The organism is Phormidium pseudopriestleyi FRX01 (assembly GCF_017313335.1).
In the GTDB taxonomy this organism is placed as follows: domain Bacteria; phylum Cyanobacteriota; class Cyanobacteriia; order Cyanobacteriales; family Laspinemataceae; genus Laspinema; species Laspinema pseudopriestleyi.
On sequence record NZ_JAFLQW010000610.1, the window covers coordinates 1 to 11,580 of the forward strand.

Annotated in this window: 14 protein-coding genes and 1 pseudogene; all 15 read right to left on the reverse strand. The window is 48.1% G+C overall.

What is annotated here, in order from left to right:
- Positions 1-307, reverse strand: a pseudogene (locus J0895_RS23265) (hypothetical protein); the annotation flags it as partial.
- Positions 304-1,341, reverse strand: coding sequence for a class I fructose-bisphosphate aldolase (locus J0895_RS23270; RefSeq protein WP_207090374.1), 1,038 nt, complete (start codon positions 1,339-1,341; stop codon positions 304-306). The pseudogene J0895_RS23265 and the gene J0895_RS23270, both read right to left, overlap by 4 nt.
- 31 nt (positions 1,342-1,372) lie before the next feature.
- On the reverse strand, positions 1,373-2,395 hold the full coding sequence (locus J0895_RS23275; RefSeq protein ID WP_207090375.1) for an NADP-dependent oxidoreductase: 1,023 nt from the start codon (positions 2,393-2,395) through the stop codon (positions 1,373-1,375).
- A gap of 177 nt (positions 2,396-2,572) precedes the next feature.
- Positions 2,573-3,445 (reverse strand): damage-control phosphatase ARMT1 family protein, encoded by an 873-nt coding sequence (locus tag J0895_RS23285; protein WP_207090376.1) that lies wholly within the window; start codon positions 3,443-3,445, stop codon positions 2,573-2,575.
- 340 nt (positions 3,446-3,785) lie between these two features.
- A complete protein-coding gene (locus J0895_RS23290) occupies positions 3,786-4,271 on the reverse strand; it encodes a DUF4079 domain-containing protein (RefSeq protein WP_207090377.1) in 486 nt (161 codons plus the stop codon).
- Between the two features lie 153 nt (positions 4,272-4,424).
- On the reverse strand, positions 4,425-4,901 hold the full coding sequence (locus J0895_RS23295; protein ID WP_207090378.1) for a DUF3122 domain-containing protein: 477 nt from the start codon (positions 4,899-4,901) through the stop codon (positions 4,425-4,427).
- Positions 4,902-4,996: 95 nt separating this feature from the next.
- Positions 4,997-5,620 carry a Tll0287-like domain-containing protein gene (locus J0895_RS23300; protein ID WP_207090379.1) on the reverse strand — a complete coding sequence of 208 codons (624 nt, stop codon included), beginning with the start codon at positions 5,618-5,620 and terminating at the stop codon, positions 4,997-4,999.
- A 255-nt stretch (positions 5,621-5,875) separates the two neighbouring features.
- Positions 5,876-6,199 (reverse strand): oleate hydratase, encoded by a 324-nt coding sequence (locus tag J0895_RS26595; protein WP_207090387.1) that lies wholly within the window; start codon positions 6,197-6,199, stop codon positions 5,876-5,878.
- 284 nt (positions 6,200-6,483) lie between these two features.
- Positions 6,484-6,624 carry a pyridoxamine 5'-phosphate oxidase family protein gene (locus tag J0895_RS26600; protein ID WP_340643572.1) on the reverse strand — a complete coding sequence of 47 codons (141 nt, stop codon included), beginning with the start codon at positions 6,622-6,624 and terminating at the stop codon, positions 6,484-6,486.
- Between the two features lie 15 nt (positions 6,625-6,639).
- Positions 6,640-7,383 carry an alternative oxidase gene (locus tag J0895_RS23315; RefSeq protein ID WP_207090381.1) on the reverse strand — a complete coding sequence of 248 codons (744 nt, stop codon included), beginning with the start codon at positions 7,381-7,383 and terminating at the stop codon, positions 6,640-6,642.
- A gap of 33 nt (positions 7,384-7,416) precedes the next feature.
- Positions 7,417-7,767 carry a cupin domain-containing protein gene (locus J0895_RS23320; protein ID WP_207090382.1) on the reverse strand — a complete coding sequence of 117 codons (351 nt, stop codon included), beginning with the start codon at positions 7,765-7,767 and terminating at the stop codon, positions 7,417-7,419.
- A 79-nt stretch (positions 7,768-7,846) separates the two neighbouring features.
- Positions 7,847-8,077, reverse strand: a complete 231-nt coding sequence (locus J0895_RS23325; RefSeq protein ID WP_207090383.1) for a hypothetical protein — start codon at positions 8,075-8,077, stop codon at positions 7,847-7,849.
- Entirely contained in the window at positions 8,067-8,333 is a 267-nt protein-coding gene (locus J0895_RS23330) for a hypothetical protein (RefSeq protein WP_207090384.1), read from the reverse strand. Before J0895_RS23330 ends, J0895_RS23325 begins: the two co-directional genes overlap by 11 nt.
- 173 nt (positions 8,334-8,506) lie before the next feature.
- Complete coding sequence (locus J0895_RS23335; protein ID WP_207090385.1) at positions 8,507-8,854, reverse strand: HPF/RaiA family ribosome-associated protein; 348 nt, start codon at positions 8,852-8,854, stop codon at positions 8,507-8,509.
- Positions 8,855-8,875: 21 nt separating this feature from the next.
- Positions 8,876-11,299, reverse strand: a complete 2,424-nt coding sequence (locus J0895_RS23340; RefSeq protein WP_207090386.1) for a phosphoketolase family protein — start codon at positions 11,297-11,299, stop codon at positions 8,876-8,878.
- Between the last annotated feature and the right edge of the window lie 281 nt (positions 11,300-11,580).

The window sequence follows — 11,580 nt, forward strand, 5'->3', positions numbered from 1 at the left end:
TGCACAAGGGAATTACCTGCCACCATGTCTGAGCTACCAAAACTAATAGAGAATATAATCCGAAAAAGCTAAACAACAAGATAATGGTTTTCGCATACATTTGCAGACAATCACGAGCCTGGCGATCGGGATTTTGAAAAAATTCGTCAACCCTTCGTCTTAGTTCGGTCTTAAACCCACTATTCTTGCCAAACTTCAATTTTTTTGCGGCCTCTTTTTCAAGAACCACAGACTGATGAGATTTATTGACTTGCATCTTGTGGCGAATCAGGTAAAGTCGTAGGGTTGTAAAGTTATCTGTATTCATGTTGTCCTCCTTTCCATGTCTGTCTTGTATTCGCCCTGACGCGCTGCTCCATTGTACCTGGCTCGATGCAGCAAAGCCTGTTGTGCCGCTAACACGTTCGACTCCTTGCCGTGCCAAAGTTCCAACGCGGGTTGCTGGATGGCGCGGCCAAAGGAAAACGTCAATGCCCAAGGTGCTTGCACTTTGAAGCGAAGGTTCATAGCATTCAAACGAGCCGAGGCTATTTCACTGGATTGACCACCCGACAAAAATGCGATCCCAGGAACAGCAGCGGGAACTGTTCGCAACAAACACTGCACCGTGGCATCAGCCACCTCATCTACCGATGCTTGCTGAGGACAGGTCAATCCCGGCAGCACCATATTGGGCTTGAGGATCATCCCCTCCAGTAGCACCCGTTGGGTGTAAAGCTGTTGAAAGACAATTTGCAGAACTGCCGCCGTTACTTCGCCGCATTGCTCCAGCGTATGCTCGCCATCCATCAACACTTCCGGCTCGACAATGGGAACCAGTCCGGCTTCCTGGCACAACGCGGCATAGCGGGCTAACGCCTGCGCGTTTGCTTCGATGCCCCCCGCGCTGGGAATGTCAGCGCCGATGGTAAGCACTGCGCGCCACTTGGCAAAACGAGCGCCCATTTGAGCGTATTCTTGGAGGCGATCGCGCAAGCCATCCAGACCCTCAGTAATGGTTTCGCCGGGATGACCCGCCAGGGCCTTGGCACCCATATCCACCTTGATACCAGGAATGATTCCCGCTTCGGCGATGACTTGCAGAAAGGGCGTGCCATCTTTTTTTTGCTGACGGATTGTCTCGTCGTACAAGATCGCGCCACTGATAAACTCACCCAAACCGGGCGTAGTGACAATTAACTCCCGATAGGCGCGTCGGCACTCCTCTGTTTGAGGAATCCCCAGTTTGGCAAAGCGTTTGTTGCAGGTGGGATTGCTCTCATCCATTGCCAGCAGTCCCTTGTCGCTGGCAACCAGCGTCTTGGCAGTGTCTATAAGTTTTTGGACATTCGTTAGCTTCATGAACTACACCTACTCCTAAGATATTGATGGTTTAGTGCTCAGTTGGGTTATCACCAACTTGAACAATTAACTTGCCAAAGTTTTGCCCTTGAAATAAACCCATAAAGGCATCGGGAGCGGCTTCCAGACCTTTCACGACATCTTCTTTGTACTTGAGCTTACCGGCCTGTAACCACTGAGATACATCATGGATAAACTCTGCATGACGTTCTTGATAATCCCCCACCAGAAAACCTTTGATTAGTGCACGTTTTACCAAGAGCGGCATCAGGTTTGGTCCGGTCGGTAACTTTTCGGCATTGTACTGAGAGATCAGTCCCACCAAGGGAATTCTGGCTCCCAGATTGATCTGCTGCAACACGGCTTCTAGAATTGGCCCGGCTGTATGATCGACATAGACATCAATTCCATTGGGACAAGCCGCTTTCAAAGCTGAATTCAGGTCTTGAGTTTTGCGGTTGATACAGGCATCAAATCCTAATTCATTGACAATGTAATCACATTTCTGATCGCTGCCAACCACGCCCACTGCCCGACAGCCTTTGATTTTGGCAATTTGACCCACCACCGAACCCGCCGCGCCAGATGCAGCAGAAACCACAACAGTTTCGCCGGCTTTGGGTTGGCCTATATCTAGTAGCGAAAAATAGGCGGTCATTCCAGGCATTCCGGTAATGCCCAAGGCATAGGAGATTGGTACTTGATTGGGGTCAAGTTTTCTCAAGCTTTCACCTTTTGAAATTCCATAGGCTTGCCAACCGTCATACCCCACAACGAAATCTCCCTCTGAAAATTGGGGATGCTTTGATTTCATTACTTGGCTGACAGTGCTACCTACCATGACCTTGCCTAATTCTGCTGGAGTTGCATAGGACTCGCGATCGCTCATGCGCCCTCGCATATAGGGGTCGAGGGATAGATAAATGGTACGGTTGAGGACTTCTCCGTCCCTTGGCTGTGGAATTGCAGTCTCGACTAAGGCAAAATTGCTCCTCGTTGGTGCTCCAGTTGGGTAACTTTTGAGCAGAATTTGTTGGTTCATTGATTCAGACATAGATAACTCCTGATGAAATTATTGGGCATCGGTTTCAATCATAAAAGAGAGTCCATGCTCACCTAGCAGTCCCCTCCCGCCAGGGGTGTTATCCACTAAAACTGTGATCACAAGCTGTTCAATCATGTTCCGTTTTCCCTGGTAATAATGCGGTTGGTACTCTTTAAAACCCCATGATCACACCCCATAAGCTGCACCCAGTTTAGAATATACCAACATTTGTGTCCCGGTCGGTTGGTTAACGAGATTGGCAATCACCAGACATTTGACTTTGAATAAGAAAAAAATATTGCCGGGTTCGTCACAGAGACTCTCAAAATTCCCCTGACCCTTCGCAATAATCAGGTCGGCAGTGGCAAAGCGATCGCGAAGCTCCTGATTACAGTCGGTTAAAAGAGTGCCTGGAGCATCTGAACCATTGTCGATCACTTCGACAATTTGATCCAGTCCTACCGTTTGTGCATCGACAAGCGTGGCATCATTAAGGACTGGCGCACCGCGCACGACAAAGGTAACCCGCGTTGGCAAAAGTTGTTCAACCAGCAGTCGATCAAAGGCAATTTCACCGGCATTGTCAGCTAAATATAAAATTGATTTGGCTTGGGCGATCGCCTGACGGAACTCGGACTGTTGTCCGAAAAATGGCTCTGTCAGGGCTTGGTTTAAAGCCTGTCGCACATCCGCCTCTGTCAGGTTGCCATTACTGCCCATATCAATGACATTTCCGGCGATCGCCAGACGAGCAGCCATCAATAATGGATCGGTGGCAGATTCAACCTCAGCCCGGAGCGCCGGGATCAACTCCATCCCTAAGCGATTTTGCCAATCTTTCGTCCCACGGTAAGGATCATCTACCCCTGTGAGATCGCGCAACCGTCGATGAATCCGTTGGGCCATCGCGGGGGGTGATTGATTTAAGTCCATCTCCCCAGCCCAACTCAGAGTATCCCGAATAAGGTGCTCATGCACCGATGGATCTGTAGATATTAACCGAGCCGCATCTAGGGATTGGCGCAACAGACAGGGAATACAGTCTAAAGAGGTTTTCATGAGGATTTTAATGGGTTTTCAAGGTCTATATCCGATCCTTTATCCGTTGTGGAATGCCCTCACCCCCAACCCATCTCCCAAAGGGGGAGAGGGGGGCTATATATGTCATAAATCATTTAGGATTGCTATATATCCGATCCTTTATCCGTTGTGGAATCCGTCGGCGGCCCCCAACCCCCTTCGACCCTTCGACCCTTCGACCCTTCGACCCTTCGACCCTTCGACTGGCTCAGGGCTCAGGGCTCAGGGCTCAGGGCTCAGGGCTCAGGACAGGCCTCTCCCAAAGGGGGAGAGGGGAGATGAAGATGTCATAAATCATTGACGATTGCTATAGCGATCGCTAAGGGGTAGGACTTGACCCCATTTGGCTCAAAATATTTTGCACAATTTGTACCCCGGTTAAGGCTTGCCAACCAAACAATCCCAGAAGAACCACATTTAAAGAAATATGCACATTGCGAACCCAATCATGCTTTTGCATAAAGGGCACCAACGCCGCAGAGGCGGAAACCAACCCCACGATTCCTAACCCGGCAAATAGGTGAGGGCCAATAACGATTTTCCCACTGTTGATGTAGGTTACGGTGATCCCCCCGATCGCCCCCATGACGATTAGCGCCAAGAATATAGAACCAACTTGATGATGGCGAATGGCAAACCGACCCTTGATTAGTTCTTTTTTCGGCTCTCCTTCTGCCAGCCTTGTCCGTCGAACCTGTACTCCGAGGTATAGAGTGTAGAACGCCAGGGCTAACAAAACCCACATAGTAACGGGATGAAAAAAGCTGAGATAGGGCTTAAGAGCCGCAAGACTTTCTAAGTTCATTATGATCACTCCCAAAGTATTTGTAGATGTTAAATTGATCCGTCACTGCATAACTATTATACCTCTTGCATAAATACCAAAACAATGTCTGAAAAGTTTAATTTTGTTACGCAATATTAAACTTTTGCAAGAGGTCTATTGGCTATAGAGTGATTACTTTTGAACAGTCAACGATCGCCATTCTTCAACCACAGCGGGAGAAACATTAAGGACAATTTCTTGTTGGTCTAGGGTTTGCAGGATTAGCCGCAAGGGGATTGCTGATTCCAATTGCATCAAGATTGGCTGTAAATCATACTCCCCTGCATTAGTGGCCATTTTGGTGTCGTCCATAAACATATCCTCAGATACATCTACGGCAGTCAAAGTTTCGCTCATCGAGTTAGTAATAGTTAGGGGCTGGGAGTGATCGATGTTTGCGGTGCCTGGAAATGCAACTAGACGCAAGTATATACTGTCCTGATGATCAGGAAGAATCCGTTCAAAGGCGATCGCTTGCCAACTGTTGCCCTGTTGATCCTTGAGCATTTGGCGAGACTTATAAATCTCCGACTGGTAAACTGTCTGCCCTGGTTCTTCTTCTAATTGGCGAATAACAGCCTGAGCCGGAGAGACTGACAGATTAATCATCAATATCCCAGCTAAGATTCCGACGATGAATACTGATCGGATAAAACGTAAAATTCTTTTCATTCTGATTATTCTTCAAATAGATTGATTTAGTGTTAATTGGTCGCATCTTGAATAGCTTTCTGGATATTATCGGGAATAAAAACGGCATACATTCCCCGCAAGTCCCCCACGTTGAAGTCATAAGCCAAATCTTGGGGGTAGCCATCTTTAATAAACTGCGGGCGGCTATCTTTTAACCCATGACAAGCCAGGCAACTGGCTTCCACTTCAATACGACGGTAGTAGCGTGTTCCCATCTGTTTATCCAGGGTTTCTCGATCCCAAAAACCAATTAGCTCCGGCTCTTGGTTGAATTTTGCTAATCCTATTATATCATGTAAATTATTGGGTGCATGATCCGGATTGCGATACTTTTTAGCAATTTGTTTGACCTGCCAGCCGTTCTCTTGACTAAGCTGGATAGCTCGCATTCCTACCGGACGGCAGACCTCTTTCATAGTTTGCTTCGTAGGCACCTCGGTACTGCCTTCCAGGGAGGAGGCTAACCCCGTCCGCATGGCATCCAGGGATTCAATTTCTTGCACAGCATGGGCCAACTCGTTGGCATTGGGAATGATGGGAGCGGCGGAGGCGATCGCCTGATTCCAACCCACGGACAGTAGGGTGACCCCCATGACCAAAATAAAGTTTAGAATACGCCGGTATAAAGTTTGCATTGGTTTCTCCTTTTAAGATGGACTGAATCGTTGTCATTTAATTGGTACTATCTTAATCCTTACGATAAATCTTGGTTTCGATAATTCAAACCTGTTGATAACTAGGACTTGCTGAAATAGGTTGCATTTTGTGTTGTTAACACTCAACTTGATCAAGGCCGATCGCGCGATCGGCAGTGGCAGCGTTACCGAAACGCCTTAACCACCGATGCCCAGCAGTTCGTAGACGGCCATTTGCGCCACCCGGATGGAATATTATACCGTAAAAACGACATCATCAGGGATTTCAACAAACTGGCTGACAAAGGCCAGGTTCTTGGAGTTTTTGGGTACAGGCAGCGGGCGATCGCCGTAGGCACGGGGCATAAACATACTCGTGATGTAGGGCATCCGGCAGGGAATACAGTTGGCCGACGAGACAGTATCTAGATCGAAATTTAGATGTCCGCACAGCTCTTGCAGGATTTCCTTGCCGTTATGGACAATAACCTCGTCATAGTAAGTATTGAGTTCTCCCGTGCGTACCCTTTGACGGCTATCGTCGGCGGGTACCTGAAGCGCTTCATAAGGCCCTTTCAGGGGTGAATCGCCCGACCGTCGTAGTTGTTTTTATACTTCTGAGAGGATCTCGCTAGTCTCTTCTCCTTTCTCCGTCACGGCCACGATATAGCATTCCTTGCAGGATTTATAACATCTGTCTTCTCCCCTCTCCCGTTCTGGGCCGCCTTATGTTGGGGGCCGCCGACGTCTTCCACAACGGCACGCAAGGATTGCTATAGTCGCCTGACGATGGTCAATCCACAGTCCTAATTGCTTGCTCATTGCTATCTCCTGTCTGCGTGAATGCTATTGAAAGCTGAATGTTAAATTTCATCAAAATAGTAGTGCATGGGCACAACATAGGGATGCCCTTCAAAACAACAGCCCAGGTGCCCATGTCCAACTTTTTTCAAGAGCTTATGGATCTCTTTTGTGCTCATTAGAGCGATGTCTAACATGGTCATTCTCCTTGGTAATTGCTATATTTGAACGGGTTCTTTTTCTGCTTCCTTTATAATTTGCGCGGCTTGCAATTCAATCGCGGCTCTTACTGATTCGGGCAATGCAGGACGATTCTCGGCGTGGGGGCTTTGGAATGTCTCTTGGGCTTCAGGTTGTTGACAGGCAATCATCGTTTTGACGTGTTCTAATTCATCTTCGCGAACGGCAACAAAGACATCGTAGAGGTTCTCAATTTGAGGACGACGAAAGGCTTCAGGGTGCGTCGTCTGAAATTCATCAAACATATACAAGTCGGCATTCAGATAGTAGTTAATTGCCACTTTTGGGGCAGGCATTTGTTTGAGTTCTTCACCGTGTTCTTTGAGAAACAGATCATAGGTGTGGTAGGCGTGTTCTTCAACTTGTTGCATGAAGTTGTAGGCAGCACGGGCGTTGAGCATATATACCAAAACGATGATCCAGTAGTAAATCAATCCTCCGATCCGGGCAAGGTAGCGATCGTACCAGCGATCATTGCCACCGAGGGATTCGGCAATCAGCAGATGGTGCAGTTCATTCCAGGACTCTGAAAAATGCACTTTTAGCCAGTCAGATTTGCGCCACCAGCCCATCGTTTCATAGAGGTGTAAAACAGAGGTGAAAGCAAAATAGGGTACACGAGCAACGGTCTCCAGAACAAAGAATCGTGCAAAGGCGCGATCGCTTCCCTGATAAAAGGTATTCAACAAGGCTTCTAAAAAATTAACGAGGAGTCGAATCATGATGCTAATTTCCTAATTTTTGGAACGTTAAGGTCAAGAATTGGAACCAGTAACCTGTTCAGAGAGCGTCAATAAAAAGGCGAGGTTTGTCTCTGCTTTAAGTGCGTGGCGTGAGTTAGCCGGTACAAAAGCAAAGACTCCCGATTCCAGAATAATCTCTTGGTCTTCCAGGGTTAGCACGCCTTGTCCTTCAATGACATTCACTGTGGCATTGCGAGGATTAGTATGTTCTGCCATCTGCATTCCCATCGCTAGACACATCAGCATATATCGTCCGTTTCCATCTTCCAGCAGAATCTTGTTCTTGGCTCCAGTCTGGGGATAATCAATGATATCCGCCCAACGAATTTCGGTATTCTTCAATGACATTATGGTTGTGGTCATGGGATTATTCCTTTATTTTTATTGCAGAGAGATTAATGTGAATGACAAGGATACTTAGAGATTGAGTGCCTGTATTGAGTTAGGGAAAGACGATTTTGGAGATTGGTGGATGCCCCAGGAAAAGATAGGCAGCCGGTCTCAGGACGCTTTCAGAATAGATAATCTTTTGAATCTCCAGGCTGGGCGCACGTTTTGCGGTGGCATTGTAGGTGGCGATTTCTCCTTCTAGGCTGAAATCGCTCTGGGTGAGATAGTGGTCATTGTCGTGCATTCCCTGGAAAATAAAGCTATAGATGGAGTCAATTACCATCGTTGTGCCGTACGTAATTCTCGGCAGATACCCAGAGATGACTTTGCTTGATGTCAGTAAACATCTCTGCGGCATTGTTATAGCGCTCGTACCATGAGAATTCTAGATTGAGTGGGGTACTCTGAAACTCACCCCAGAGCCAATCACACAATTCTGAGATTGTTGCCTCGGAAATCTCTGCTGGAGCACTTTCTAGGTAGAGTTTAGCGAGAGTTTCGACTTGGGATTTTTTGGCGATCGCTGAAGTAGTTTTCATCGTTTGGCTTACTCTGCTTTTTAGGGATGTTCTTGATCCTAATTAGTTAGGGTTTGATTTCGGGATTGATCTGATTAACTGCACTAGACAAAGTAGAAAATATTACACTTCTTTTCACTTTCTTATGCCCTCGTGACTGTAGGCTTTTTCAGAAACTTCACAGACTCAAACGATCAAGACAGAGGTGGGTCAGTCCGTTGACTTGCTTGGTGCTCGATCCGTCCCAGTGTGCTCTCAATCAAGTGAGTCATTTTATCGGCAGCACCGTCAACGGCTTGGTCAAGAGTGGCGGCTTGATCGGTGACCGCAATGGGCTGAAGTCCTTCGAGACGGGCTTCAATCATGCAGCGCAGGCTGTCATTACCGTCTTCTTGTTCACTGTTCTGATTGCTCAGGTGTACATCAACAGATGTGATGCGATCGCTGAATCGGCTCAGAGCATCCTTGACGACGCTACTCACTCGATCGGCTAGGGCCTGATGACCTTCAATATTGTGGTCAGTTCTGATTTGAATTTGCATAGTGTTCTCCTTAGTTTCGTTTTAGGTTAATACTGCTGTTTTCCCAACGGATTCTCGTTTGGGGGGAACCACCTTACTCCACTGCCAGTGCAGGATTTCTGGCAGATCCTTGCCATGCTGGTTAATGTACAGATTGTGTTCAATCAGCTTGTCCTGCATCATCTGTTTGAGATAAGCACCCTCACTGCCCAAATGCGGCAGGCGATCAATCACATCCTGCACCAGATGGAAGCGATCGAGTTCATTCTGAACCCTGATATCAAAGGGTGTCGTGATCGTGCCCTCTTCCTTATAACCTCGGACATGGAGGTTGTGATTAGTACGGCGGTAAGTCAACCGATGCACCAGCCAAGGGTATCCGTGAAAGCCAAAGATAATATGTTTATCTGTTGTGAACAGCGAATCATAGTCCGTTTCATTAAGCCCATGTGGGTGTTCGCTGGCTGACTGCAACTTCATCAGATCGACGACATTAATCACTCGGATTTTCAGATCGGGTAGATGCTGACGCAGAATAGAGACAGCAGCTAAAATCTCTAGGGTCGGTGTATCACCACAGCAAGCCATCACCACGTCTGGTTCAGTATCTTGGTCATTGCTGGCCCATTGCCAGATGCCGATTCCTTCGGTGCAATGGATAACGGCTGCATCCATAGTCAACCATTGCGGCATGGCGTGTTTGCCAGCTACCACCACATTCACATAGTTTCGGCTACGCAGGCAGTGATCGAAGACCGACAGCAGACAGTTCGCATCGGGGGGCAGATACACCCGCACGATATCGGCTTTCTTATTGATCACATGGTCGAGAAATCCGGGATCTTGATGGGTGAAACCGTTGTGATCCTGCTGCCAGACATGGGAAGTGAGCAAATAGTTCAGGGAGGCGATCGGGCGACGCCAAGGGAGTTCTGCCGTGACCTTCAACCACTTAGCGTGCTGGCTAAACATCGAATCAACAATGCGAATGAACGCCTCATAGCTGTTGAATAGTCCGTGCCGCCCGGTCAGCAGATAGCCTTCCAACCAGCCTTCGCACTGGTGCTCACTGAGCATTGAGTCCACCACTCGCCCATCTGGTGCGAGGAATTCATCGTTCTTTTCGGTCTGTGCATCCCACTGACGATTGGTGACTTCAAACACCGCACCCAAAAAATTCGAGAGTGTCTCATCGGGACCGAAGATGCGGAAATTCCGCTGTTCTTGATTTAGTTCGGTGATGTCCCGGAAGAACTTGCCCAGTACGAGGGTGTCCTGAGCGCTAATAGCACCAGGGGATGGCACAGGTATGGCATGGTCGCGGAAGTCAGGCATTCGCAGATCCCGCAGCAACATACCGCCGTTGGTATGGAGGTTCGCGCCCATCCGCCGATCGCCCTTGGGAGCTAACTCAGATAGTTCCTGTAGAAGGCCTCCGTTAGCATCGAACAGTTCTTCTGGCTTGTAGCTTTTCATCCAGCTTTCCAACTGCTGGACATGATCGGGATGCTCGGAATTCACCAGTAATGGCACTTGATGCGATCGCGATGTACCCTCGATTTGCAGCCCATCCACAACTTTCGGTCCCGTCCAGCCCTTGGGTGACTTGAGGACGATAACAGGCCAACGCGGTCGCGTCGCATCGTTCTCGCTTCTCGCATGGCTCTGAATTTGCTGAATATCCTCAATGGCACGATCCAGCGTGCTTGCCATCAGTTCGTGCATCTTTTCAGGCTCATCACCTTCCACAAAGTAGGGTGTCCAGCCGCAACCCCGGAGAAATTGCTCCAACTCTTCATGCTCGATGCGAGCTAGGACGGTCGGATTGTTAATCTTATAGCCATTCAGGTGCAGAATTGGCAGAACAACACCGTCGGTAATTGGATTGAGAAACTTATTGGAATGCCATGCGGTCGCCAAGGGTCCTGTCTCCGCCTCACCGTCGCCGATGACGCAGGCAACGATCAGATCGGGATTGTCGAACACGGCTCCAAAAGCGTGACTGAGCGAGTATCCTAGTTCACCGCCTTCGTGAATTGACCCCGGCGTTGTCGGTGCAACATGGCTGGAAATCCCGCCAGGAAAGGAGAATTGCTTGAACAGTTTTTGCATCCCGTCTTCGTCTTGGCTGATGTTGGGATAGATCTCACTGTAAGTACCTTCAAGGTAAGTATGGCTCACGAGTGCAGGCCCGCCGTGACCAGGACCAGCGATATAGAACATATTTAGGTCATACTTGGCGATCGCCCGATTTAAATGAACATAGATGAAGTTTTGACCGGGTGTCGTCCCCCAATGTCCGACCACAATTGGTTTAACATGAGAGAGTTGTAGTGGTTCCTTTAGCAGTGGATTGTCGTAGAGATAAATCTGTCCAACCGAGAGATAGTTGGCAGCGCGCCAGTAGGCATCTATGTTATGAAGTAGTTCTGGGGAAAGTGTGCGGGAAAGCATTTTTAGTTTCATGGTTTAAAGGTTCTTATGTGAACCGAGATTGAGGATACGGACAATGGATCGCGTTAGGGATATGTCACGACTTATACTCAGAGGGTTCTCGCAAATCTACCAACACAGTTTGAGGATTTTTTAATCGGATTTTCAACCCGGCAACATTGGCGATCGCTCTTGCCGAAAAAGATTCAAAAAATCTAAAAAGTAGTTCCCATTTTTCGGAGCCAACGATAATGGGATGATAATCCTGACCAAAAAGAACTATGTTGGTTATATCTCACTCCATATTCTCGACA